This is a genomic window from Ensifer sp. YR511 (genome assembly GCF_900103045.1).
GTDB lineage: Bacteria > Pseudomonadota > Alphaproteobacteria > Rhizobiales > Rhizobiaceae > Ensifer > Ensifer adhaerens.
This window is the reverse complement of record NZ_FNGR01000016.1, coordinates 81,823-107,153: the sequence shown is the minus strand read 5'-3', so window position 1 is coordinate 107,153 and position 25,331 is coordinate 81,823. Positions and strand designations below refer to the sequence as shown.

Below are 25,331 nucleotides of genomic sequence, written 5' to 3'. Positions count from 1 at the left end.
CCGGGGCGAGCGCAATCATGCTCCCGCCCCACTGGTTGTGCCTGGATGTCTGACGCGGCCTTAGAGGCCGGTCGTCTTCAGCAACTGTTCTGGGTAGCGCTCTCCCTCGATCGGGATTGCCGCGGCCGCTGTTTCGATTTCTGCGAGATCGGCATCCGTCAGCGCGACATTGACCGAGGCGAGGTTCTCTTCCAGGCGATGAAGCTTGGTCGTGCCGGGGATCGGGACGATCCATGGCTTTTGTGCCAGCAACCAGGCGAGTGCGATTTGCGCAGGCGTGGCGCCCCTGTCGTCCGCGATCCTCTTCAGGAGATCGACGAGCGCCTGGTTCTTTTCCATTGCCTCGGGCGTGAAGCGCGGCAGGATCTTGCGGAAGTCGCCCTCGCCGAGCCTGGTATCCTTGCTCATCGCACCGGTAAGAAAGCCCTTTCCGAGCGGGCTATAGGGCACAAGGCCAATGCCGAGCTCTTCGCAGGCTTCAAGGATGCCGTTCGTCTCTGGGACGCGGGTCCAGAGCGAATACTCGTTCTGGAGCGTGGTGACCGGCTGGACTGCATGCGCCCGCCGCACGGTTTGAGCCCCGGGCTCGGACAGGCCGAAGTGCCGAACCTTGCCGGCAGCGATGAGATCCTTCACAGCGCCTGCGACGTCCTCGATCGGCACGTTTGGATCGACGCGATGCTGATAGAAGAGGTCGATGACATCGACCCCGAGGCGTTTCAGCGATGCGTCGCAGACCGAGCGGATGTGCTCCGGCCGACTGCTCAAGCCCGACTGCTTGCCGTCAACGATGTTGAAGCCGAACTTGGTGGCGATGACCACGCGGTCGCGTACGGGCTTCAGGGCCTCGCCGACCATCTCCTCGTTGGTGAAGGGGCCGTAGACCTCCGCGGTATCGAAGAAGGTCACGCCGCGATCGACCGCCTGGCGGATCAGCGTAACGCCCTCCTGCCTGCTGACCTTGCTGGCATAGCCGAAATCCAGGCCCATGCAGCCAAAGCCGAGGGCTGAGACTTCTAGACCCGCTCTTCCGAGAATTCGCTTCTTCATGTCTTTGCTCCGTTCGTGATAGCGGCGAGCGCGCACGAGACCAGCCGGCGCTCTCTTCAAGAGGGCACGCCGGTTCAACGCGTCCTGGCCCCAATCTAGATCTCGCGGAGAAATTCGATTAGATGCTAAATCAAGAATGAACCTATATTGTGGATTCATGAATGAAGCGAGATGAACTGGGTGATCTTGTCGCGTTCCTGACGGTTGGCGAGGAACGTAGCTTCACCCGAGCGGCCGCCCGCCTCGGCACGTCCCAGTCGTCGCTCAGCCATACGGTGCGACGGCTTGAGGAGCGCATGGGCGTGCGCCTCTTGACCCGGACGACGCGTAATGTCGTGCCGACGGACGCAGGGGAACAACTGATGGAGACGCTGCGCCCGGCCTTCAACGACATTCGCAGCCGGCTCGACGCGCTGAGCGCGATGCGCCAGCAGCCGGGCGGCACCATCCGCATAACCTCCAGCCGCCACGCGGCCGAGACGATCCTCATGCCCGCCGTGAAAAGGCTGATGGCCGAGTATCGAGAGATCAGCGTCGAGATCTCGATCGACCAGCGCTTCGTCGATTTGGTCACTGAGCGCTATGATGCGGGTGTGCGGCTGGGCGAAAGCATCGAAAAGGACATGATCGCCGTCCGCATAGGTCCGGATCTCAGAATGGTGGTGGCGGGGTCGCCGGACTATTTTGCACGCTACCCCAGGCCTCAGACACCTCATGATCTGACGGGGCACAATTGCATCAATCTGCGCCTGCCCACGCTTGGCGGACTATACGCGTGGGAGTTCGAACGCGACGGTCGCCCGCTCAATGTCCGCGTCGAAGGGCAATTCGTCTCTAATGATGTGCCGATGATCATCGACGCGGCTCTGGGCGGCCTGGGCCTTGCCTGTCTTCCCGACGATCACTTGGGACCGCTCGTCAAATCGGGGCGGCTGGTGCCCGTGCTGGAAGATTGGTGCCCGCCTTTTCCCGGATTCCATCTCTACTATCCAAGCCGGCGGCTGGCGTCGCCCGCGTTTGCATTGCTGGTCGAGGCATTGCGCTTTCGCGGTGCCTAGCGTGCCGCGCCGGGCCGTGGACGAGCACTATCGATGATGTGGGACTGCGCTCGTTTTAGCGACCGCCAAGGGGCGAGGGAGCCGGGCAGGGCTCGGCTCCCCGTTGGTCCGTAGCGATATCAGGGCTGGTAGTCGGTAGGGGCGATGATCTTGCTGAAATCGTAGGAGGCGACCTTTTCGCGCGTCACCAGCAAAGCGGGGGCTTCAATGCGGCCCAGCACCTTGCCGCCTTCGATCGCGGCGGCCGCCTCGCGCATCGCATCGCGTCCCATCGACACTGCCGGCTGAAGCGACGCGCAGGTGAGCGTGCCCCTTTCAAGGGCGGCGCGCGCGTCGTCGTTGAGGTTCGAGGTCGAGACCTTGATCTTGTCGGTCGCCCCAGCCTGTGTCAGCGACTTGATCGACTCTACCGCCATGGTGTCGGCCGCGGTGAAGATGCCGTGAATGTCCGGGTGGCTCTTGGTCCAGTCGGTCGCCGCGATGCCCGCATCCTTGGTGCCGCCGGCCTTTTCGGCGACGATCTTGATCTCGGGAAATCGGCTTCGATGGTGCTCTTGAACCCGTTGACCCGAAGCTTGGCCCACATTTCGTCCGGACCGGGATTGCGTTCGTGCCGTCATTCCAATTGACATTATACATACGTATGTATAGTTTTAGTCAGTATTGCGGAACGACGACCAGGAGACGGCATGAAGGCGAACGACAAGCGGAAGGAGCGCGGCGATCGCGCCCGGGCGAACATTCTTCATCACGCGACGCAGATCGCGTCGGTGGAGGGGCTGGAGGGATTGACGTTCGGACGGGTCGCGGCTGATGCCGGTGTGGCGAGAGGCAACGTTCAGGTTCTCTTTGGCGACCGGGAAGCCTTGCAGTTGGCGACGATCGAGAACGGCGTGGCACTTTATGCCGAAACGGTGGTTGGCCCCGCGATGGCACTCCCGACAGCGGTCGAGCGCCTGATCGCTCTGATTGAGGGATGGTACACATTCGTTGAGCAGCGAACACTGCCCGGCGGCTGCCTGGTGCATGCGCTCAGCAGCGAGTATCGCACCCGGCCGGGAGAGATCCGCGACCGTGTCGAGCATCACCGGGCCGAGGCGAGACAGCGTATCGTCGATCTGGCAAACGCGGCGATCAACGCAGGCGAACTTCAAGGCGGCATTGATGTCGGCGTGCTGGCCTTCGAACTGACGTCCTACCAGGCATCGGCCAATGTGGCAGCGCTCATGGGGGAGCCTGAGCAGTTCGAGCTGGCACGCCGTGCGTCCAGGGAGCGCCTTGCCGCGGCACGGGGTGTGTGATGGACAACGACCCCTTTCACGCCGGAGAGCAGCAACTCCAGAGCCTCTTTGCCGTCCGTGAGCAACTGGCCGGGTCGCGCGCGATACAGGCGAGCCTGCCACCCGGCTTTGCGGGTTTCCTTGCGGAACTGCACTATGTCGTTCTTGCCGTGCCTGACCGGGAGGGGCGGATCTGGGTCACAATGGTCTTCGGTCGGCCCGGCTTTCTGAGCGCACCAGATGCCATGCGTGTGCGTGTCGCAGCACGCCCTGACACAGCAGATCCAGTGGCTCGTGGCATTGTCGAGGGAACTCCGATCGCGATCCTTGCGATCGATCTTTCGACCCGGCGGCGCATCCGCGTCAACGGTAGCGTAGGTCGGGTGGGACAAAGCGATTTTGTCGTCGACGTGCAGCAGGCCTTTGGAAACTGTCCGCAATACATTCGTCCGAGGGACGTTGAACAGGCGGTCGGCGCAAGTGGAGAGCCGCTTCTGATCTCGGCCGATACAAGTTTGGCTCGACGTGTCGTTGCTGGTGCCGATACGTTTTTCGTTGCGACCCGCGCCGCCTCCGATGCCGGCGGCGATATGGATGTTTCCCATCGCGGCGGTCCGCCTGGTTTCGTTCGGTGGGACGGCGACTGCCTGATCTGGCCGGAATATCGCGGCAACTACTATTTCAACACCCTCGGCAACCTGCTCGTCGATCCTGCCTGCTGTCTGCTGTTTCCTGATTTTGGCACGGGCGAGATGGTGGTCATGACTGGACACGCCGTGCTTGACGGCTTCGACGGCCGCCTGAGGCGCTCGCACGAGGGCATGCCGATCAACGGGCTGGTTCGCTTCAAGCCTGACCTCCTGATGAGCCGCACTGCGCTGGCGCGCCCGTAGTTCGATCCTATTCCAGTTTTGTCATTCGCATCTTGGCGCCGGTCGTAACATGGCCGTGCCGGAAAGGTCTTGTCATGGTCAATGCCACGCTCGAAACCCCGCATGAGGCCGATCAGCCGCAGGCGACCAATCCATGGCTTTCGGTGTCGATGCTCGCCTTCGGCGTCTTCGTTGTCGGGACAGGTGAGTTCGTTCTGGCGGGCCTGTTGCCGCTTCTCAGCAGTTCGCTCGACATCGCGCCATCCGTTGCAGGGCAGGTCATTACGATTTTCGCTTTGACGTGCGCGATCGCGGGTCCGGTTCTCGTGGGCGTGACTGGCGGCTGGGGACGCCGAACCGTTCTCCTCGTCGCAGCCCTTGTCTATCTCTTCGGCAGTGTCTGGACCGCGCTTGCGCCAAGCTATGCGCAGGTTCTGATCGGTCAGGTCGTGGCGGCTCTTGGCGTCGGGCTGTTCGTGCCGACCGCCACTGTCACCGCCGCCGCCATGGTCCTGCGGGCACATCGGGGCAGGGCGATCGCCCTGGTCGTCAGCGGCTTTACGGCGGCCACTGCGCTTGGCGCGCCGCTGGGCACGGCTTTCGGCGGCGTGTTCGGCTGGCGATCGACCATGTGGCTTGCAACCGGGCTGGCAACCCTCGGCGTCGTCGGCGTCGCCGTCGTCATTCCGAAGTCGATCAGGATCGCAACGACGACGGGCTTGCTGCAGCAGTTGCGGCTGCTGCGTAACCCGCAAATCCTGGCGGTCCTCGGAGTAACGCTTCTCGCCTTCACCGCGGTCTATCTGCCCTACACGTATATGGGCATCATCTTTGCGACCGCCACGCAAGGAAACAGCGTCTATCTGGCCGGCCTGATGGCGACGCTCGGCGTGATCGGCACGATCGGCAACCTGGGTGCCGGCATGCTTGCCGATAGGGTTGGCGGTCAGAAGGTTGTGGTAATCGCCTTGCTTTGGCTCATCGTCAGCATGCTGATCCTGCCGCTGACCACCGAGAGGCTGGCATCGGCCTTCGCGATCATCGCATTCTACGGGATCGCCGCCTTTGCGATCACGACGCCGCAGCAACACCGGCTGATCTCGCTGAAACCGGAGGCCGCCGGCGTGCTGGTCTCGCTCAATCAGGCCATTCTCTACCTTGCCATTTCGCTATCCGGTTCGATCGGTGGGCTTGGAATAGAGTGGGCAGGTGCTGGCAATCTCGGCTTGGTGGCGGCAGCGCTGGCAGCGGCGGCATTGCTGTTATCGGCGTCGATGAGATCGAGTGCCGATCGGAGCTGACAGGCAGGCAACCCGCCGGGTGCGTTCGGGCACCTCGTGCCCGGCTTGCCCTCCCAGACTATCCGCCGTGCCGCCGTGCAGGATAGAGCCAGGCAACCAAGAGAACTGCCATGGTGACGTCCGGTGCCGAGGCATCGCCATCGATCCGGACGCTGACCGTGCCACGGTCGGGAGCGCATCAGCCAGGAAGGAGGCTGTTCTGAGCCGTGGACGTTTTGGCCAACGGCGTCTTCTCCACATTGAGTATCCAATCCCGGAAGGTCGCAATCTTTGGATTGTCCTGGGCGTGCTCGGGACACACCAGGTAATAGGCAAACTCGTCTATCAAAGCCGCGTCCAGGAGCTTCACCAACTCACCGCTGGCGAGTTCCGCTGCAATCATTGCAGCGGGCAGCAACCCTGCGCCATGGCCGGACAGGATCGCCTTCAAAATAAGGCTGCTATCGTCAAACGACGGACCGCGGGGAGAACGGAACTCTTCCACGCCATTTGCCTGGAACCAAAGGCTCCATCCCTTGCGGTTGGCATCATGGACATGCGGCCAGCGGATGAGATCGTCCGCGCATCGAGGGACGCCGAGGCGATCGACGAGATCAGGGGCTGCCACGGCGACCATCTCGACGGTTACGACGCGGTCGCTGCGCAAGCCCGGATAACGGCCGGCACCATGACGCACCGCGACATCGACGCTGCCGCGAGAGAAATCGGCAAGGGTGCTGCTTGCGACGATTTGGAGATCGATTTCGGGGCTGATCTCCTGGAAGGAGTGCATGCGCGGCAAGAGCCATGCCGATGCGAAGAATGGCGTGACGCTGACTGTCAGCATGCCGCTGTCGTTGGAGGCCATGACGCGTCGCGAGGCTTCGGCAATCTGGCGAAAGGCATTGCGGACCGCTGGCAGATAGTCCCGGCCCGCATCGGTCAAATAGATGCCGCGTGTCACTCGTTCGAACAGCTTCACCCCAAGATGTGTCTCGAGCGATTTCAACATCTGGCTGACAGCGCCCGGAGTGACGCAAAGCTCGTCGGCCGCCATCTTGACCGAGAGATGGCGGGCGGCGGCCTCGAAAGCCTTCAGGGCATTGAGCGGGGGAAGGTGGCGGCTCATGATTTAGATTTTCTAAGTTATAAGGATGATTAAATCTGGTTTGTCGGCCGAGTATGATGTGCTTTATCACATTAAACTGTGCTTGTCTCGCTCCTCACGAGGAACAGGAGGCGCGATTGAAGGTAGATAGATTTTCTAATGTATTTCGCTCACCGCAGTCGGGAAAAATTGAATGACGATAGTTTCGGATGATTTCACTTTGCTCAGCCTCACGGAGATCGGAGACAGAATCAAAAGAGGGATCATTTCCTCGCTGGCGATCACCGAGGCGCAGCTTCGGCGCATCGCGCGACTGGAACCGGACCTCCACGCCTATGCGCAGGTGATGGACACAAGCGCGCTGGAACAGGCGAAGGTGGCGGATGAGGAAATCGCCGCTGGACGCCATCGCGGCCCGCTGCACGGCGTTCCGATCGCCGTCAAAGACCTGTGCTGGATCGAAGGCGTGCCAACCAGGGCTGGCACACTCGTCCATGGCAATTTTGTTCCGGACGAAGACGCCACTGTCGTCAGACGCCTCAGGCAAGCAGGCGCGATCATTATCGGCAAGACGCAAATGACCGAGGGAGCGTATTCGGACTACCATCCGGCAATAACCCCGTCTGTCAATCCGTGGAGCGCGGACTACTGGACCGGGATTTCCTCGAGCGGTTCAGCTGTCGCGGCGGCAGCGGGCCTTTGTTTCGGTGCGATCGCGTCCGACACCGGCGGCTCGATCCGCTGGCCGGCGGCCGCAAATGGTGTCACGGGCCTCAAACCGACATGGGGGCGCGTCAGCCGGCACGGCGTTTTCGATCTCGCTCCCTCCCTTGACCACATCGGTACGATTGCGCGAAACGCCATGGATGCGGGGATCATTCTTGCCGCCATCGCGGGAAGTGATCCGAAGGACCCGACGGCGGCAGCGCAACCGGTGCCGGATTTCGCTTCCGCTTCGCGAAGCGGGGTCGGCGGTCTGCGGATAGGCTTTGATCCACGTTGGAACAGCGAGGACGTGGAGCCTCAGACACAGGCCGCACTCGCCGCTGCCTCGGACGTTTTTTCCGATCTTGGCGCGCACATGGTCGAGATCAGGTTCCCGGACGTGAGCCAGGCCGTTGCCGATTGGGTGCCGAACTGCGCCGTGGAGGCGGCAGCCGTTCACGCGCGAGACTTTGCTGCGAACAAAGACTTGTACGGGCCTATCCTTGCCGGCGTCATTGAAAAGGGCAAAGCCGTCTCGGAGGCGGAGTATCAGCAGATCCTTCTGCGACGCGCGATTTTCCGCCGTGACGTCGAAGCCTTGTTTGCATCCGTCGACCTGATTCTGACCCCGGTTCAGCCGTTCGCTCCCCTGACACTCGCTGCCATCGCGACACTTGGTGAGCAGCCGGATCTGATCGCTAGGCTGCAGCGCTATACCTGCCCCCTCGATATGAGCGGCCATCCGGCACTGACTTTCCCTGCAGGTGTCGCAAAGGACGAGATGCCGATCGGCCTTCAATTGCTGGCTGGTCAGTTCCAGGAACTGACCCTTGTGCGCGCCGGAGCGGCATTCCAGGGGCATACGGCTTGGCACCAGAGACACCCGGGAAAAGGGTGACGGAGACGAACGATCATGAACGCTCACCGCCAGCGCCAAGGCATCTTCTACGGATGGGTCGTCGTCGCCGCGACGTTTACGCTGACATTCGTAGGTTTTGGTAGCGCCTATACCTTCAGCGCCTTCATCGAGGTATTGCAGCAGGATCTCGGGGCATCGCGTGGCTCCGTTTCGCTTGTTTTTTCTTTGGCAGGGTTTTTGTACTTCGCCCTGGGCGTGATTTCCGGTCCCCTTGCGGATCGGTTCGGAGCAAGATCGCTTTGCCTTGTCGGCATGGTGCTTGTCGGCTTCGGCCTTGCCTTGGCGGGCCAGGCGCGCACCATCGCCGAGGTCTATGCCGCCTATGGGCTCGGAATAGGTCTGGGCGTGGGATGTGCCTATGTGCCGGCCCTTGGGGCCGTTCAGCGCTGGTTCGTCGCGCGACGTGGCCTGGCATCGGGTCTTGCGGTCAGCGGTATCGGCTTGGGCACGCTTGTCATGCCGCCGCTGGCGACTTGGTTGATCGCCGCTTTGGGCTGGAGAGAGGCCTATCTGGTGCTCGGTGGAGCGGCCGCGGCCTTTGGCATAGGCGCCGCATTGCTGCTCGAAAACGATCCGGGGCGACGTGGTCTTCGGCCGGACGGAGTCTTCGTCGAACCGGGCGTCGTGAATTCGGCGGCAAAGGAGGGCGTTTCGGTCAAGGATGCGATACGGACTCGGCAATTTGTCGGCATGTATGTCGCATGCCTGTTGAGTGCAGTCGGCGTGTTCGTTCCCTTTGTTCATCTCGTCCCGTTTGCAGTCGATCACCAGATCGCTCCGACGGTCGGCGTCCTCCTCCTGAGCGCGATCGGCGTTGGGAGCACTGCGGGGCGCTTCTGCCTTGGGGGGCTTGCCGATCGTTTGGGTCGCGACACTTTCCTGGCGGCAATGTACGCGGGCATCGCCGTGTCGCTTGCGGTTTGGGCCTTTGCGACCGGGCTTTTGGCCCTTGTTGCCTTCGCTCTGTTGTTCGGATTGTTCTACGGTGGCTGGGTCGCGGTGCTGCCGGCCGTGGTTGCCGATCATTTCGGCCGCCGCAATGTGGGCGGGATCATCGGGCTTCTTTACACGAGCGTCGCAATCGGCACGCTGATCGGCCCGAGCCTCGCCGGCTTTATCTACGACGCCAGCCACAGTTACTTCCCGGCCATTGCGATCAGCGGAGGCGCCAACGCGGTGGCCGCGCTTGTGGCGATCGTGACCATCGGTCTCAAATCAAGAACGGCTGCGGAAGGGCTTTGAACTGGCGGTGCAGTTTTTTCGTCCGTTTCGCAATTGGATATCGCTGCCATGCGTTCGCATTGCTTGCGATAAATTGCTAACGATACAACCAATGAGATATGGTCGAGGGTGAGGGAACGAATGCCGTTCCATCCCTTGAGCGTTTCGCTTGCCGTCACGCATGGCCCCAATCGAAGCCGGCCGAAGAATGGGCCTCGATACTTTGTGAGGGGGCGGTTGCGCAGGTGCCAGGAGCACGAGCCCAACACCCCCCTTTAGCGGGCGTAGTATTTCAGCCAGCCCGTCGGCCACGGACTTCGTCTCGGTGTCGGTCTCCGGCCGTCATCGCGAAGAATAGCGGCTACAGAATTCAGACGTGCGGCCAGGGCCTGCCGGGTGGGATTGCAAATGACGAACGCAGTGAAGGATCTATCCCTAGAGCCAATCGCGACCGCCTCCGTTGAGAGGGAAGTCGACGCCACTCGTGGCGGTACCGATGCGATGCCCCTTCAGAGGATCGTTGCGGAACTTGGCTTGCCATCCGAACCTCCGGCTGTCCTGATCGGCTCGGGGCAGAACTCGGTGGCCTACGAGCTTGACGGCAGGATCCTTCGATTGCCGCGTCATTGCGGCGCTGAACGCGACCTGGTGCGCGAAGCCGCGGCGCTTCGCGCGGTGCGGCCGCTTCTCCCGGTGCCGGTACCTGATCTTGAGGTGCGCCGCATCGACGGCCAATTCGTCTCGCTGCACGCCAAGATCTTGGGCGAACCGCTTTCGGACCTGACCGGCCTGAGGATAGGCGCACAGAGGGTTTTGGCCGCGGATCTTGCCGCCTTTCTAAAGGCTCTGCATTCGCTCCCCATCGACAGCGTGGAGGCCGAGCCTGCCGAGGCGTCTTTATCCGAGTGGAATGGCCTTTTGGCGCAATGCGAAGCAGTGGCCTTTCCTCTGCTTTCGCCTGATGTCGTCACCGGTCTGCGGAAGCGCTTTTCCGACTTTTTAGCGACCTGCGACGCGCTTCCGCAGTGCCTTATTCACGGGGATTTTGGGACCGGAAACATTCTCGTCGATCGCGGCAGACTTTCAGGCGTCATCGATTTCTCCGGCTGCGGCCCCGGCGACCCAGCTTACGATTTTGCGAGCCTCGCGGCAGGGCTTGGTGACCCGTTCGTCGACCTGGTGCTCGCGCACTTTTCCCCAGACACGGCGGCAAGGGATCGTATGGGTTTTTATCGAATGACCTTTCCGCTTCTCGACATTCTGTACGGCGTCGAAAACTGCGACCCGGAGACAGTCCGCGCGGGCGTGCACGCCTTTGCGGCGTAGTCCGCTCATCCTCTCACCGGGATTTGCTTCGGCCCACCTCATCCGAACGCGGTTCGATGTCCGCCATTGGGCGCGATGTGGACTTCGCGCCTCGGTTTACAGCATCGAAAAAGCCGTTCGGCTCTCGTTTTTTTGCGCAATCGGGGAACAGCGGGCCAAGCCTATTCGTTGAGTGAGACGGGAGAATGTGTCGGAACGAGGAGGGGTTCGCGAAGCAATGTCGGGTGAGCCATCAAATCGCCCCGGTGCGTATATTTCGTTTCCCTACGACCGAACCATGCTGGGAGAGTTTCGACGGGCTTTTCCCCGGGCCATATGGAGCGATGATAGGCGCAATTGGTTTATTCCGGGCAAGACTGCCGACCGCCGGTTTACCAGATGGATGGACGGCCAATTGTCGGAACGAGATCCGTTCGGTGAATCAAAGGGCAGGGACGCTTACGACTTCGATCCCATCGGCAGTCCGTATCTGGAGGCAGGCGATGACCTTTGCCTGCGGACACCTTTCTCCCGCACCATCGTTGAGGAATTGCGACAGGTGCCGTGGGCGCGTTGGGATGACAATTCCAGGACGTGGCATGTTCCGTTCCGCTCCTACGAGGAATTGCGGAAACGGTGGCCTGTGATCGAAGCGGCCGCCCGCCGCAATGAACCGGATGCACGAAAGCAACGCCGACTTGCGTCGCGGGGGTCCGCCGAGGAACTGGAAGCGAGAAGTCGCAGCGTCGAACGGAGAAGACGGCGATATCCTGTTCCTGCGGTTTTTCCACCGCGGCTCGGGCGTGCCGTCTCCACTGAAACCTACGGCGTCATAATATTCATCGGGATTTCACAGGAGATTGTCCCTCGAACTTTCTCCTGCTCGTATCCATTCATGAACAATAGCCTGATGGAGTTTGTCTGGGCCTCCTGGCGGCCCGCAACACTACCGGAATTGATCTCTGTATGGCCGGCACGCACCGGTCCCGATCATTGCAGCGGCTGGTGGCTTCCAGATCTGGAGGAATTGCGGGTTTCCAGGAAACAGCCCGAACTCAAGAGCGCCGGCGCGCGGCATCCCGTTCTCATCGGGCGATTGCCGACGCGGGACGACCAAATGCACATTGATCGCTTTTGAAACAGGCAAAAGGTCATTCTCTGCTGACACGCCACACGACATTGCCGACATCGTCGGCAACCAGCAAACTACCCGTCTTATCGATTGCCACGCCGGCCGGGCGCCCCATGGCGCTGCCGCCTTTGCCGACGAACCCGGTGAGGACATCTTTTGGCCGGCCGCTGGGCTTGCCATTCAAAAACGGGACGAAGATGACCTTGTAGCCGCTGGGTACGCTTCGGTTCCAGGAGCCATGCTGTCCAACGAATGCGCCGTTCGAATAGGTGGGGCCGAGCGACGAGCCCCTCGAGAACACCAGTCCCAATGATGCCGTGTGGGCGCCCAGCGCGTAGTCGGGCTTGATGGCCCTTGCGACGAGGTCAGGACGCTGCGGCCTGACGCGGGTGTCGACGTTCTGGCCGAAGTAGCTGTAGGGCCAGCCATAGAAGGCGCCATCGCGCACGGATGTCATGTAGTCCGGGACGAGATCGTCACCGAGTTCGTCGCGTTCGTTGACCGCGACCCACAGCTTTCCATTCTGAGGGTTCCAGGAGAGCCCGTTGGGATTGCGCAGGCCCGAGGCGAAGGGGCGCATGTGGCCGCTTGCCTTGTCGATCTCGAGCACGGCTGCACGGTGCCGTTCGACGGCCATGCCGTTTTCGGCAACATTGCTGTTGGAGCCGACCGTAACGTAGAGCTTGCGGCCGTCCGGGCTTGCGATCACATCCTTGGTCCAATGGTGATTGAGATCGCCGGCCGGTAGATCCGCGATCTTTTGCGGCGGCGCCGTGATCCGGGTCTGTCCGTTCGAATAGGGGAAGGCGACGAGAGCGTCGGTGTTGGCGACATAGAGCTTGCCCCGCGACAGCGTCATGCCGAACGGCGAGTTGAGACCTTCGGCGAACGTGGTCCGCACGTCGGCCACCCCGTCGCCATCGGTGTCGCGAAGCAGCGTGATCCTGTTTGCGCTTGGTGTGGCGGCGCCAGCGCGCTTCATGGCCGCGCTCATGAAGACCTTCTTCAGGCTGAAGCCCTCGTCGTGTTTGGCCGGAGCATTGCTTTCGGCCACCAGAACGTCACCGTTGGGAAGGACGCGCAGCCAGCGCGGATGGTCAAAATTCGTCGCAAAGGCGTTGACCTTCAATCCTTTGGCAGCGAGTGGATGTTCTCCGCCCCGCCACCCGGTCGCATCGGCGATGTTGACCGTCGGGATCACGGTTGGGCGTGGTTTTGGCAGAACCGGATCCGAACCGTATCCAACCTTGCCGGTGTTGCTCGCTGTCTGCCTGGCTGAGACGTTGGCGCAACCCGCCAGTAAAGCTGCGGTTAGGAGGATGACGACTGCCGCACACGGGAAACGGTTTTGCATTGGAAGGCCTCCGCAGGGATTGGCCCATCTCATCGTGAGACGCAACGGCGCCTCGCAACATTCCAACCACAAAACAGCAAGGGTTGCGACTTGTTCCCGGCGGTAGGAACGTTTGAAGAACTTTCCCCTGTCACAATGCCTGTAAGCGGCCTATAAGACACGAATGGTTCAGCGAGCTGGAAGTGCAGATCTCCCTCTTCATGGCGGCAGGGTTCCCCCGTGGCTCGGCGATCGCATGACGAAGCTCGGGACGATCATCGCCGAAGCCATCGTCATCGAATACGGCCGTGACGAGTTTCTGCGCCGTCTGGCCCATCCTTTCTGGTTCCAGTCCTTCGGCTGCGTCATGGGCATGGATTGGCACTCATCCGGCATCACCACCAGCGTCATCGGCGCTCTCAAGCGCGGTCTCGCTCCTCGTTCGCAGGATCTTGGGATAAGCGTCTGCGGCGGTCGCGGACGACATTCGCGGCAGACGCCAGACGAACTGATCGCCATCGGCAACCGCGTCGGCATCGATGGTGCCGGCCTTGCGGCCACCAGCCGGCTTGTTGCAAAGGTCGATAGTGCCGCGGTCCAGGACGGCTTCGACCTCTACCTGCACGGTTTCATCGTCGCTGACGATGGTAAATGGGTGGTGGTACAGCAAGGCATGAACGGCGATAAACGCCAGGCCCGGCGCTATCATTGGTTGTCGGAGGGCGTTTCCAGCTTCGTCGACTCTCCCCATGCCGCGATCGAGGGAAAAGGTCAGGGGGAAATCGTCAATCTCGCAGACAGACGGGCTGCCGCATCCCGCCACGGGCAGCTTGAGCTTTTGGCATCGCTTGGGCCTGACCGAATTGTCCGGGAAGTCGTCGCTATGGATCCGAAGGTTAAACCGAAGGAGGCCGATCAGCCGTTGCTCCCACATCTCGTGATGCCGGCACATCACGACGTACGGGAGGAAAACGTCAACATGCGACGGCTGCATGCGACACTTTCTGCGGCTGCCGATCGCGGGCCGGAAGATTTCGAGCAGCTTTTGATGGTTCCGGGCGTCGGTGCCCGCACGGTCAACGCGCTCGCGATGGTGGCTGAAGTCGTTCATGGCGCGCCTTGCCGTTTCGCCGATCCGGCCCAGTTTTCGCTTGCGCACGGTGGCAAGGACCGCCATCCGTTTCCCGTGCCCCTCAAGGTGTACGACCACACGATCGCGGTCATGCGATCGGCCGTGACGAAAGCGCGGCTCGGACTTGGCGAGGAACTGGAGGCGCTGAAGCGTCTTGACGACCAGGCACGGCAGCTCGAAAGATACGCCACCGGCCCGGACCTCAAGGAAATTGTTGCCGGAGAGTTTCGCCACTCGCCCGAATGGGGCGGTCGCAGTGTGTTTGGATGGGAGGAGACTGGCGGATCGGCCGAGCAGAAGTCGCTGGAACCGACGCCGTCGAACGCTCACCGTCAGGCACGCTAGAAAATCGAGTGGCCGGCGCTGGTTCAGCGAGATGAGCTTCAGTCGAGGGGCGGGAGCGAGATATTCCTTGGGGAAGGATGCCTTAGCCGATCTTCTCTCCCACCTCCAATAGATAAGCGTCATAGCCGAACAACAAATCCTGGCTCAGGTCCTTGCCGTCGAACCGCGCTATAAAGTCGTCAAGGTCGGCCTGACGCGAGAAGCCCATCGCCATGGCAGACATGCTTTCGATGTCGCCCTCTTCGTCCTCGTAAGTCGCGCTCATCTCCAGGACACCCAACCGATCGAAGTTCGCTTGCATGTGGAATGAAAGCCAGACCAGGTATTCCAGCGGGTAGCCGGGATTCCTCCCGTATGTCACCACAAAGGGATAAGCTGAACGGAACCGGCTGGCCAGAACTTCGCCATCGGTGGCAAAGACGAGCAGATCGCTATCCTCATCGAGGTTGTGAAGTTCGATTGTCAAATCATGCTTGCGCAACGCAACGTAGCCGCCAAGTTGGTCCCACGGCAAGGAAGTCAAGATGATCTCGCGCCATCGTGTGATGGCGACATCGAGATCGGTGCGGACCAAGAACATGAAGAAACCCTACAGCGTCACGACACAATCAAGAGCTTTCAGCCTTGCATAGTGCACGCTATAGTCAATAGATATTAGCGGCGCCTAAATTCATGGTAACGAGGGAGTTATCGTGATTTGAGAGGCGCCGGCGAACATCAGCTTCGCCGGCTGGCGGATCTATCGCCAGTATCCCCGCCCGGTATCGACCGATGACCGTCCCACGACGTAGCCGATGGTAAAGGCGAGGGCGCCGATCAGCAATCCGAGAGTGGTCGCGGTGTGAGGATGATCTGCTGCGGCAGTCGCGACAGCGCTCGTCTCTCTCTTCACTGCTTCGGTGGCTGTCTGCGCAGCTTTGCGAACGCCAGCGAGAGGTTCTTCGGGTGTGCCGGTAAAGCCGGCTTTTAGATCGTCGTCTTTGGCCATCGCCTTCTTCTCCTATCGCGTATGCAGGAGAAACCGAGGACAGCGCCATCGGTTCCGAATCCTTGGAAAGATCTTTTTTAAAGCACCAATTTGCTAGCGACCTTGTGCCCAGAGTTCTTCGGCAAAGTCCTAGTGGGTCGACAAGATCCGGTTGTTCAACGCTCCTTGATACGTCTTCCTGGTCGCAATTTTGTTCTCCAGCGACTCGAGGATGTCCTCGCAGAAGTCGACGTCGTAGAGTTCACGAATGGTCTGGAGACCACCGGGCGTGAACACGTTTATCTCAAGCAGCTTGTCGCCGACGATGTCGAGGCCGACCAGGAACATGCCATCTTCGACAAGCTTCGGGCGTAAGGTCTCGGCGATCGCCAGCATTTCCTTTGTCACATGCGCCCGTTTTGGCGTCCCACGCGCGTGAATATTGGAGCGCACGTCTCCCTTCGCGGGAACGCGCCTGAACGCAGCGTAGACGTCGCCGCGCTGCAAAGGTCGCCCGTTCATGAGAAACAATCTGGTATCTCCTTCCGACGCCTTCGGAAGGTAACATTGCGCAATGAGATAGCCGACCTCACCCACGGCATCGATGATTTGATTGAGGTTGGATTCGGTGCTGCTTCCGACCCGAAAAACGTTCTTGCCGCCAGATCCCTGTAGCGGTTTGATGATTACGCCGTCTGAATGATCGTCGATAAACGCCCTGATCTCCTCGATGTCCTTGGAAATCAAAGTGGTCGGACGAACGATGGCCGGGAAATCCTGGAAGTAAAGCTTGTCTTGCGCCAAGGCCAGACCACATGGGTCGTTGACGACGATCGTGCCTCTTTCTGCGGCAAGCCGACCAAAATTTGCACCCGCATGCGCGGCCCAGGGGCGAGTATCGGCATCCAGCGACGGATCGTTCCGTAAGAACAGAACATCCACCTCTTCAACATTGACAAGGGCTCTTTGCTGTTCGGGCGCGATCAAAGCGCGTAGCAGAGTTTCGGACTTCTTGGGGCGTGCGTCGCCAAGATGTGCCGCCCGGATCATCAATGCGTCGTCGGGCCCAAGTATGAAGTCACCCGGCGTGATGTAGAGGACCTCATGGCCACGAGCAAGCGCAGCAAGCGCCAAGGATGTTGTCGTATAGGACGGCCTTTCGGTTTCGATCGCGTTGACAAGGAAGGCGATGCGCATGGGGGCTCCTGGCTTAAGACAAGGGTGCAACCGGCCACATCCGGTACAATGGCCCCGAAGGCGACTTTAGGGGCCCGAAGCGTGTGGGGCTCGCGTTAGACCCAACCTGAAGACGACATGAAGGATCCGTTGCATTAACGCTCCTCGCTGCTACTGGTTCCTGTCAGTCTTGATTGTCTCCGCAGATGCGCCCTAACCCGATGGCCAGGGTTCCAGCTAGGTGATGTCTCTAATGTTCGGACCGGAGGGTCTGGCAAGTCTCGGACGAGGATTAAGTGCGGGCTCAGCGTCAATCTCCTGGCTATGTCCGCATGGCACACAGCCGCACTGGGGTGCCTGCACGCGGACACACCGACAGGCAGAGGGCGCTCAAGCTCCCTCTGCCTCTTAAATGGTTCAGCGCTTGTGATGGACGCTTTGCAGACCGTAAACCGGCGTCTGAATACCCTCCAATCGTGCCTTCAGTTGCAGTGACAGGTACTGCGAATAATGGCGCGATTGGTGCAAGTTACCACCATGGAACCACAGGGCATCCTGTTGCGTGGGCTTCCACATGTTGCGCTGCTCGCCCTCCCAGGGGCCGGGGTCCTTCGGCGTATCGGAGCCAAGTCCCCAGACCTTGCCGACCCTGTCGGCTGTCTCCTGGTCGATGAGATCGGCGACCCAGCCATTCATCGAGCCGTAGCCCGTCGCATAGACGATGACGTCGGCCGGGATCTCCTTGCCGTCAGCCAGTTTTATCGAGGTTTCGGTGATCTCTTCCACCTGTCCTGCGGCAAGCTTCACCTTGCCGTCGATGATCAGCTGCGACGCGCCGATATCGATGTAGTATCCGGACCCGCGGCGCAGGTACTTCATGAAGAGACCTGAGCCATCCGCGCCCCAATCGAGTTGGAAGCCCGCCTTTTCCAGCGCCGCGTAGAAATCGGCGTCGCGCTCGCGCATCTTGTCGTAAAGCGGGATCTGGAACTCGTGCATGATCCGGTAGGGAAGCGACGCGAAGATGAGATCCGCCTTGCCCGTCGTTACGCCGTTGGCCAGCGCCTGTTCCGAATAAAGCCCGCCGAGGCCGATATCCATCAGCGTGTCGGACTTGACGATATGGGTCGTCGAGCGCTGGATCATCGTGACGTCGACGCCCGCCTCGTACAGCGCGGCACAGATGTCGTGGGCCGAATTGTTGGAACCGATCACAACGACCTTCTTGCCCTTGTAGCCATCCGGCCCCGGGTGCTGCGAGGAATGATGCTGGTCACCAACAAAGCGCTCACGGCCGTTGAAATTCGGAATGTTGGCCTTTCCGGACATGCCGGTCGCAAAGACGAGCTGCTTTGGCCGCAACACCACTTCCTCACCGTCGCGGTCAACGACGATGGTCCATTCCTTCGCGGCTTCGTCCCATTTTGCCGATTTGGCGGTGGAGCGTGTCCAGTAGTTCAGCTCCATCACCTTGGTATAGAATTCCAGCCAGTCGCCAATCTTGTCCTTCGGTGCGAAGACCGGCCAGTTCTTCGGGAAATCGATGTAGGGCAGGTGGTCGTACCAGACGGGGTCATGCAGGCAGAGCGACTTGTAGCGCTTGCGCCAGCTGTCGCCTGGCCGGTCGTTCTTTTCGAGGATGATGGTGGGCACGCCAAGTTGGCGAAGCCGGGCCCCGAGCGCAATGCCGCCCTGTCCGCCGCCGATGATCACGACATAGGGTTGCGTCTCATAGCCGAGCGTGCGCTCCTCGTGCTCGCGCTCCTCCTTCCAGGTTTTCGTGCCGACATTCTGGCCGTGCTTGGCGCCAAGTGGCCGGGTAAAGCCGGATTTCTCCTCGTGGCCCTTGAGTTCGGCCAGTGCCGTCAGCAGCGTCCAGATCAGGCCGTTCTTGATGCGCACGAGGCCGTAGCCGCGTCCCGTCGCAGTCTCGAACGAGATCCAGCTTTCAAGCACGCCATCCGCCTCGGTTGCTTCTTCGCCGGCGGCGACGCGCCAGTTGGAGGGTTTTGCAGAGGCAAGCTGTGCCTGAAGCATGTCGCGCACCTCGTCCCGGCCTTCGACAGTCTTGAGGTTCCAGGTGAAGGCGACGAGGTCGCGCCAGTAGCATTCCTCTGCAAAGAGGTTGACCGCATCGTCGATACGGCCGGTTTCGAGTGCAGCGCCAAGGGCATCAAGCTGTGCCTGAACGCGGGTGGTGGGGGTCTTCTCGAGCATCCTTTATCCTCCTGCTCTGTGATGACAAACGGAACGGCTCCTCAACCGTCCCGCAATGGGGACCGGCCTAACGCTTGAGGTCGATCAGTATTTTCAGGTGCGTACCGGCGGGATCGAGCAACTGGTCGAACCCTGCCGAAACAGCTTCGCTCAGTGAGACATGTTTGGTGACGATGCGGCGAGCCGGTATTTGGCCGCTCGCGATCAGGCGCGCCACGCGCGGCCAGTAGTGGGTCGGATAGGCCCAGGAACCGCGGATATCGATGTCCTTGAAGGTCACGTCAAACCAGTTCAGCGGGTTCTCGCCTGGATGAAGGCCGGTCTGCACGACGACGCCCTGCTTGCGCACTGCGCTCGCACAGTTCTTGAGCGCATGTTCGTTGCCGACGCATTCGATGGCGACATCGCAGCCAACGCCGCCCTCGGTTTCGGCCTGGACAACATCGCTGACCTTTTCGATCTTGGGATTGATGGTGCGGACCTCGCGGAGTGCTTCCTTCGCCAGTGAAAGCCGCGTCTCGTTGAGATCGGAGAGAAAAATCTTCGACGCGCCGGCTGCCCGCGCTGCCATGGCAACGAGAATGCCGATCGGTCCTGCGCCCGTGACCAGCACGCTGTTGCCGGCGGTGACGCTGCCGCGATCGCACGCATATACGGCGACTGCGGTCGGCTCTATCAGAGCGGCTTCTTCGTCGGATAGCGCATCGGGAATGGGCTGGACATTGTAGTCGTTGAGCAGCGCCGCTTCCGCCATTCCGCCGGAGTGCCAGGATAGGCCGGCCAGTGCCAGGTTGGCGCTCAGGTGAAACAGACCACGATCGGCATAATAGTCTCCGCGGCGCGGCATGATCAGCGGCTGGACGGAGACCCTGTCGCCCGGCTTCACATGGCTAACCCCTTCGCCGATCGCCTTCACGACGCCGCCGAATTCATGGCCGAGGATCTGCGGTCCATGAGCACCCGTGAAGGGATGCGGTTCCTTCGGGATGAAGATCGGGCCATAGGCGTATTCGTGCAGATCGGTCCCGCAGATGCCGCAGAAACGATTTTCCACCAGTACCTCACCGGGGCCAGGGGCAGGCGGAGCGTCGACATCGTCAATGCGTAGGTCCTTGGCGGCGTGAAAGCGCAGAGCTTTCATTGTGTTTCCTCCTGTTTGTTCTTGCACAGGAGAGGCAGCAAGCAGCATGCCAGATCGCAACTGCGTCTATTTTGTTTGTGATATCAGAGGCTTGAAACGTGACGGGAGCGAAAGTCACTGAAAATGCAACAGTCCGGGTGCAACAGGTGTTGCAGGCGTTGCGTCAGTTGAGCCGCTTCAGACGGCGGTGGATCGTGGAACGGTTGACGCCGAGCTTTCTCGCAAGCGCCGAAACGTTGTCGCCGCAGTCCCTGAGTGCCTGGCGTAACGCATCATCCTCGCCGGGCAACGAGTGGATGGCTTCGGAGAAGAGATGTTCCGGCAGGCACTCGCTATCGATGAGACCATTTTCGGAAAGGGCCGCGGCCACGCGCAGAACATTGGAAAGCTCACGCAGATTTCCGGGCCATTCATGCGCGAGCAAGGCCGCCCGAGCCGTCTTGTCGATGCGGTAGGACTCGTGGTTCTCCTTCTCGACACGAGCGCGTAATTGATCGATCAGCCAGCTAAGATCCTGACGCTCTCGCAAGGCGGGGAGCGAGAGCGTGGCGGCGTTCAGGCGGTAATAGAGGTCTTCCCGGAAACGGCCCTGCTTAACCAGTTCCGCCAGATCGCGGTGGGAGGCGGAGACGACGCGCAGGCGGATTGGCCGGGCCTTCAGCGCCCCAATCGGCTGGATCTCATTTTCCGAGAGCACGCGCAACAGCCGGCTTTGCAGCGTGAACGGCATGTCGCCGATCTCGTCGAGGAACAGGGTGCCACCGTCCGCATCCTCGATCAGGCCGCGCTTACCTTTCTGGCTGGCGCCCGTGAAGGCACCGGGTGCGTAGCCGAACAGTTCGGATTCGATGAGATGTTCGGGAATGGCTGCGCAATTGACTGCGACGAAATTGCCATTGTCGCCGCAGCTGTCATGGATCGCGCGAGCAAGATACTCCTTGCCGCTGCCCGTCTCCCCTTGAATGAGAATTGGGATGCGGCGTGTGGCCAATTTTGCCGCGCGGGTCTGCACCCGTTCCATTGTCGCGTCGCCCTGGCTGAGATCGCGCAGGGCCCGGGGGAGGCGCGCTTCGGGCGCGGCGGGCGTGCGCAGGCTGACGACGGGCGCGATGGCGCTGGCGAATAGGACTAGGCCGCTCTTGGCTCTCAGCAAGCGTTCGCCGTTCGGACGTCCGCGCATGAAGTTTGGCAAATCGTCCACGTCGATATCGAACACCTCCGAGAGCGGAAGGCCGAGGAAATTGCGTGTCTGGAGGCCGCGGATGTTCATCGAGCGGGCGAGTGCGCCGAAGCCACCATGGGTCATACCGGTGATGCGGCCGCTGCCGTCGAGCGCGATCGCGGCGTCCGGGTCGACATCCAGGAATTCCGGGGAGCGGGCAAGCCGCAGAACCCAGTCGTTGCGGGTGCGGGTCATGAGGTTGGCAAGCTCGATCCGCCGCGCAGTGGCGGATACCAGATGCAGCGCCAGCTGCTGGCTTGCCTTGGCAGTGGGCGACCGGAGCTGGGAGATGTCGAGCACGGCGGTCAGGTCGCCAAGCGTGTCGAAGACCGGCGCCGCCGTACAGGTCAGACCGATATGGCTCGCGTCGAAATGATCGTCCTGATGGATGATGACCGGCTGGCCGGAGACGATGCACGCCCCGACGGCACAGGTGCCCGCCCGGCTCTCAGACCACTCCGAGCCGAGATAGAGGCCCGCCTTACGCAGCTGATTGTCGAAGGTCGGATCCCCCATGAAATCGACGGTGACGCCGCGGGCATCGGACAGCAACAGGACATAGTTCTGTTCGGCGACTTGGTTGAACAGCCCTTCAAGCCCGGAACGCCCGATGCGGATCAGTTCTTCCGCCTGTTCGCGATGCTCGCGCAGCTTCGATCCCGGAACGATATAGGCTTCCTGCGCGATCGTCGGATCCAGCTTGTAATCATTGAGGCAGCGAAGCCAGGATTGGACGACGGGCTCGTCGCGTGGGCTCGCGGCCCCGGAGGCGACTCGTTCTATCTCACGAATATGCGACAGCGACGTCGACATCGAGCGCCCTCCTGACGGGAAAGCTGACACACTCTCATCGACAACGTCAAGCCAACGGTCGACGGTGACGTGCGTGAGCTAAGCGCTTGCCGACGAGGCCTATCGAGGTCTGGGCTGCACGTCGTTGAGATCGGCAGCGTTCTGGCATTAACACCCCATTGCCTGAGTGCTTCCCATCCCATGCGCGATAGCCCTAGGATATGGGGTTCGCTGCCCCTTCCTCCGTCTGGAGGTAGCTGATCACGGCGTCGGCGATCATTCGGCGATGGCGGCCGATCGTGGCCGATTCGGAAAGATCCCTGCGAAAGATAGTTCCGAATGTATATCGGTTCGAAACCCGGAAGAAGCAGAAGGCACTGATCAGCATATGCACATCTATCGGGTCGGCCTTTCGCTTGAACGCACCCTCAGCGATACCGCGTTCCAGAATGCCCGCGATCGTTTCGATGACCGAGACATTCAGATCACGGATCGCTTCCGACCGCAGCATATGCGCTGCGTGGTGGATGTTTTCGATGCTGACCAATCGCACAAAGTCGGGATTGGCCTCGTCGTGGTCGAATGTGCTGGAAATTAGCGTACGCAACGCCTCTTCCGGGGCAAGGCTTGAAAGCTTCAGGTCCTCCTCGAGCGTGCGGATCTTGCGATAGGCGCGCTCAAGCACGGACAGGTAAAGTCCCTCCTTGCCCCCGAAATAGTAATAGATCATGCGCTTGGAGGTTCGGGTCCGTTCTGCGATCGCGTCAACGCGTCCGCCCGCAAGGCCGTGTGTGGAGAACTCTTCCGTGGCGACGACAAGGATGTCTTCCTTGGTGCGTTCCGGATCGTTCTTCCGACTTGCCTCAGCCCGCCCCGCCATTCTTTTTGATCACTCCCCCGGCACTCGCCGAAATTTTCCAATGAAACCAAATCGAAACGGGCGAGCGCAGACGCTCGCCACACCACCTCCCGTGAGATTCATATTGAGGTTACGGGGGTCTTTCAAGAGAGTCTGCTTGACATACGTACTAGTTCGTACATTTTGTAGTGGCGAAGACGACTTGAGGAGGATGTGTTCGCACCGGTGCCCTAACGCCGCCCCGTGACGCCAATGTGATGCGCGGGCGCCAAGACGGCACTCCGCTTTGGGAGGAGCGCATGATCCGCATTATCGATTTCTATTTCTTCGCGCTGAAGGTGGCGATTGCCTTGCTGCTTGCCGGCATGGTCGTCCTCGTCTTCGGCAACGTCGTTTTGCGCTATGCGTTCAATCAGGGCATCACGGTCTCTGAGGAGCTATCACGCATCTTCTTCGTCTGGCTCACGTTTCTTGGCGCCGTGGTTGCCTTGCGCGAACACGGGCATCTCGGCGTTGATACGCTCATCAAACGACTGCCGCCGGCCGCCGCGAAGGTCGCGGTGCTTCTTGGCCATGTGTTGATGCTCTACGCTACCTGGCTGATGATCAGCGGCAGCTGGACGCAGACGCTCATCAACCTGCATGTCGGCGCGCCTGCGACTGGGCTTTCCATGGGCTTCTTCTACGGGGCCGGTCTCGCCTTTGGGGTACCCGCATTCCTCATCCTGCTTGCCGACGCTTTCGCCATCGCGACCGGACGCATCGACGTGACGACGGCGGAACTGGTGCGCGACAGCGAAGACGAAGTGGCGCTTGACCCACACCCCACGGCCACGCTCGGGCCGCTGCCCGTCAAACGCTGAGGACGAGCCGATGACGGTCACCATCTTCCTTGGCGCACTTCTCGGCCCCATGGCGCTCGGCGTGCCGATTGCATTTGCGCTGATCATCAGCGGCGTCGCCCTGATGCTCTTTCTCGGGCTCTTCGATGCACAGATCGTCGCCCAAAATGTCTTGAACGGCGCCGACAGCTTTCCGTTGATGGCCGTGCCCTTCTTCCTGCTTGCAGGCGAGGTCATGAACACCGGCGGGCTTTCCCGCCGCATCGTCGCCCTGGCGATGGCCATGGTCGGTCACATCCGCGGCGGCCTCGGCTTCGTGGCGATCTTTGCCGCCTGCATTCTTTCCAGCCTCTCTGGTTCAGCTGTCGCCGACGCGGCGGCCCTCGGCGCGCTGCTTCTGCCGATGATGCTGAAGAGCGGTCATGATCCGGCGCGCGCCGGAGGGCTGCTTGCCTCTGCATCGATCATCGGGCCTATCATTCCACCGTCGATCGGCTTCATCCTCTATGGTGTGGTTGGCGGCGTCTCGATCACCAAGCTCTTTCTTGCGGGCATTTTCCCGGGTTTGATGATCGCCGCGGCCCTTTGCATCACTTGGCTTATCGTCGCTCGCAAGGAGCAGTTCGAACTCCCGCCAAGACAAAGCGCCCGCGTGCGGCTTGGAGCGCTGCTCGACAGTGTCTGGGCGCTCCTATTGCCGGTGATCATCATCGTTGGTCTGAAGTTTGGCGTTTTCACGCCAACCGAAGCCGGCGTTGTTGCGGCGGTCTACGCCCTGTTCGTCTCGATGGTCATCTACCGCGAGTTGACGCCCGGCCAGCTTTTCCATGTCTTCGTAGCGGCCGCGAAAATTACATCCGTCGTGATGTTCCTGGTTGCCTGCGCTGCCGTTTCCGCCTGGCTGATTACGGTTGCAGACGTCCCCGGTGCGCTTGCCGCGCTTGTCGAACCGCTGATGGACAACCAGACCCTTCTGCTCATCGCAATCATGGTCCTGATCGTTGTCGTCGGGACAGCGATGGACATGACACCGACGATCCTCGTCATGACGCCGGTTATGATGCCGATCATCAAGCAAGCGGGGATCGACCCGGTCTATTTCGGCGTGCTGTTTATCATCAACAATTCGATCGGCCTGATCACCCCGCCAGTGGGCACCGTTCTCAACGTTATCTGCGGCGTCTCGAAACTGACAATGGAGGACCTGATCAAGGGCGTGTGGCCCTTCCTCATTGCCGAACTGATCGTCCTATTCCTGCTCGTCCTGTTCCCAGAACTGGTGACCGTACCGGTCTCCTGGTTCGGGCACTGACGGCAACTTTTTATTGCGCTTCAACAGGCCGGCGGGATTACCGGCTCAATCTGGGAGGATAAC

The 25,331-nt window shown here is 60.9% G+C and carries 22 protein-coding genes; 11 read left to right on the top strand and 11 right to left on the bottom strand.

Features of this window, described 5'->3' with window-relative positions:
- Positions 1–60: 60 nt before the first annotated feature.
- A complete protein-coding gene (locus BLU15_RS24280) occupies positions 61–1,050 on the bottom strand; it encodes an aldo/keto reductase (protein WP_090298674.1) in 990 nt (329 codons plus the stop codon).
- A gap of 161 nt (positions 1,051–1,211) precedes the next feature.
- Here BLU15_RS24280 and BLU15_RS24275 point away from each other — a divergent pair, with 161 nt between their 5' ends.
- Positions 1,212–2,108, top strand: a complete 897-nt coding sequence (locus BLU15_RS24275) for a LysR family transcriptional regulator (RefSeq protein WP_034796315.1) — start codon at positions 1,212–1,214, stop codon at positions 2,106–2,108.
- 119 nt (positions 2,109–2,227) lie between these two features.
- Here BLU15_RS24275 and BLU15_RS24270 read toward each other — a convergent pair whose 3' ends face one another.
- Entirely contained in the window at positions 2,228–2,728 is a 501-nt protein-coding gene (locus BLU15_RS24270) for a sugar ABC transporter substrate-binding protein (RefSeq protein WP_371590017.1), read from the bottom strand.
- A gap of 69 nt (positions 2,729–2,797) precedes the next feature.
- On the opposite strand from BLU15_RS24270, the gene BLU15_RS24265 reads away from it, so the two are divergent.
- The 3 genes from BLU15_RS24265 (at position 2,798) to BLU15_RS24255 (ending at position 5,561) form a co-directional block, all read left to right on the top strand.
- The gene (locus tag BLU15_RS24265) at positions 2,798–3,409 is read left to right on the top strand and encodes a TetR/AcrR family transcriptional regulator (RefSeq protein ID WP_090298668.1); all 612 of its coding nucleotides are present in this window, start codon (positions 2,798–2,800) and stop codon (positions 3,407–3,409) included.
- Complete coding sequence (locus BLU15_RS24260) at positions 3,409–4,281, top strand: pyridoxamine 5'-phosphate oxidase family protein (RefSeq protein ID WP_090298665.1); 873 nt, start codon at positions 3,409–3,411, stop codon at positions 4,279–4,281. The genes BLU15_RS24265 and BLU15_RS24260 overlap by 1 nt, the downstream gene beginning before the upstream one ends.
- A 74-nt stretch (positions 4,282–4,355) precedes the next feature.
- Positions 4,356–5,561, top strand: a complete 1,206-nt coding sequence (locus tag BLU15_RS24255) for an MFS transporter (RefSeq protein WP_090298662.1) — start codon at positions 4,356–4,358, stop codon at positions 5,559–5,561.
- Positions 5,562–5,739: 178 nt separating this feature from the next.
- On the opposite strand, the gene gcvA is transcribed toward BLU15_RS24255, so the two are convergent.
- A complete protein-coding gene (gcvA, locus tag BLU15_RS24250; RefSeq protein WP_090298659.1) occupies positions 5,740–6,669 on the bottom strand; it encodes a transcriptional regulator GcvA in 930 nt (309 codons plus the stop codon).
- Positions 6,670–6,841: 172 nt separating this feature from the next.
- Between gcvA and BLU15_RS24245 the strand changes: the two genes are divergently transcribed.
- The 4 genes from BLU15_RS24245 (at position 6,842) to BLU15_RS24230 (ending at position 11,936) form a co-directional block, all read left to right on the top strand.
- Complete coding sequence (locus BLU15_RS24245; protein WP_090298657.1) at positions 6,842–8,251, top strand: amidase; 1,410 nt, start codon at positions 6,842–6,844, stop codon at positions 8,249–8,251.
- 15 nt (positions 8,252–8,266) lie between these two features.
- Positions 8,267–9,514, top strand: coding sequence for an MFS transporter (locus BLU15_RS24240; RefSeq protein WP_090298654.1), 1,248 nt, complete (start codon positions 8,267–8,269; stop codon positions 9,512–9,514).
- A gap of 387 nt (positions 9,515–9,901) precedes the next feature.
- Positions 9,902–10,819, top strand: coding sequence for a phosphotransferase family protein (locus BLU15_RS24235; protein WP_090298651.1), 918 nt, complete (start codon positions 9,902–9,904; stop codon positions 10,817–10,819).
- A 394-nt stretch (positions 10,820–11,213) separates the two neighbouring features.
- Positions 11,214–11,936 carry a hypothetical protein gene (locus BLU15_RS24230; protein WP_371590014.1) on the top strand — a complete coding sequence of 241 codons (723 nt, stop codon included), beginning with the start codon at positions 11,214–11,216 and terminating at the stop codon, positions 11,934–11,936.
- Positions 11,937–11,949: 13 nt separating this feature from the next.
- On the opposite strand, the gene BLU15_RS24225 is transcribed toward BLU15_RS24230, so the two are convergent.
- Positions 11,950–13,284: a PQQ-dependent sugar dehydrogenase gene (locus BLU15_RS24225; protein WP_090298647.1), complete on the bottom strand. Its 1,335-nt coding sequence runs from the start codon at positions 13,282–13,284 to the stop codon at positions 11,950–11,952.
- A gap of 163 nt (positions 13,285–13,447) precedes the next feature.
- Between BLU15_RS24225 and BLU15_RS24220 the strand changes: the two genes are divergently transcribed.
- Positions 13,448–14,740 (top strand): DUF763 domain-containing protein, encoded by a 1,293-nt coding sequence (locus tag BLU15_RS24220; protein WP_090298644.1) that lies wholly within the window; start codon positions 13,448–13,450, stop codon positions 14,738–14,740.
- Between the two features lie 82 nt (positions 14,741–14,822).
- On the opposite strand, the gene BLU15_RS24215 is transcribed toward BLU15_RS24220, so the two are convergent.
- From BLU15_RS24215 to BLU15_RS24185, 7 genes are all read right to left on the bottom strand, one after another.
- Positions 14,823–15,320, bottom strand: a complete 498-nt coding sequence (locus tag BLU15_RS24215) for a hypothetical protein (protein WP_034796517.1) — start codon at positions 15,318–15,320, stop codon at positions 14,823–14,825.
- Positions 15,321–15,479: 159 nt separating this feature from the next.
- Complete coding sequence (locus BLU15_RS24210; protein WP_034796515.1) at positions 15,480–15,728, bottom strand: hypothetical protein; 249 nt, start codon at positions 15,726–15,728, stop codon at positions 15,480–15,482.
- 129 nt (positions 15,729–15,857) lie between these two features.
- Complete coding sequence (locus BLU15_RS24205) at positions 15,858–16,904, bottom strand: glutathione synthetase (protein WP_029742886.1); 1,047 nt, start codon at positions 16,902–16,904, stop codon at positions 15,858–15,860.
- Between the two features lie 396 nt (positions 16,905–17,300).
- On the bottom strand, positions 17,301–19,100 hold the full coding sequence (locus BLU15_RS24200) for an NAD(P)/FAD-dependent oxidoreductase (protein ID WP_029742885.1): 1,800 nt from the start codon (positions 19,098–19,100) through the stop codon (positions 17,301–17,303).
- A 67-nt stretch (positions 19,101–19,167) separates the two neighbouring features.
- Entirely contained in the window at positions 19,168–20,241 is a 1,074-nt protein-coding gene (locus BLU15_RS24195) for a 2,3-butanediol dehydrogenase (RefSeq protein ID WP_029742884.1), read from the bottom strand.
- Positions 20,242–20,404: 163 nt separating this feature from the next.
- The gene (locus BLU15_RS24190) at positions 20,405–22,276 is read right to left on the bottom strand and encodes a sigma-54-dependent Fis family transcriptional regulator (protein WP_060530147.1); all 1,872 of its coding nucleotides are present in this window, start codon (positions 22,274–22,276) and stop codon (positions 20,405–20,407) included.
- A gap of 193 nt (positions 22,277–22,469) precedes the next feature.
- Positions 22,470–23,135, bottom strand: coding sequence for a TetR/AcrR family transcriptional regulator (locus tag BLU15_RS24185; protein ID WP_090298641.1), 666 nt, complete (start codon positions 23,133–23,135; stop codon positions 22,470–22,472).
- 278 nt (positions 23,136–23,413) lie between these two features.
- On the opposite strand from BLU15_RS24185, the gene BLU15_RS24180 reads away from it, so the two are divergent.
- Together BLU15_RS24180 and BLU15_RS24175 are read left to right on the top strand one after the other, a co-directional pair.
- The gene (locus BLU15_RS24180) at positions 23,414–23,977 is read left to right on the top strand and encodes a TRAP transporter small permease (protein ID WP_034796497.1); all 564 of its coding nucleotides are present in this window, start codon (positions 23,414–23,416) and stop codon (positions 23,975–23,977) included.
- Between the two features lie 10 nt (positions 23,978–23,987).
- On the top strand, positions 23,988–25,268 hold the full coding sequence (locus BLU15_RS24175) for a TRAP transporter large permease subunit (RefSeq protein ID WP_090298638.1): 1,281 nt from the start codon (positions 23,988–23,990) through the stop codon (positions 25,266–25,268).
- Positions 25,269–25,331: the final 63 nt, after the last annotated feature.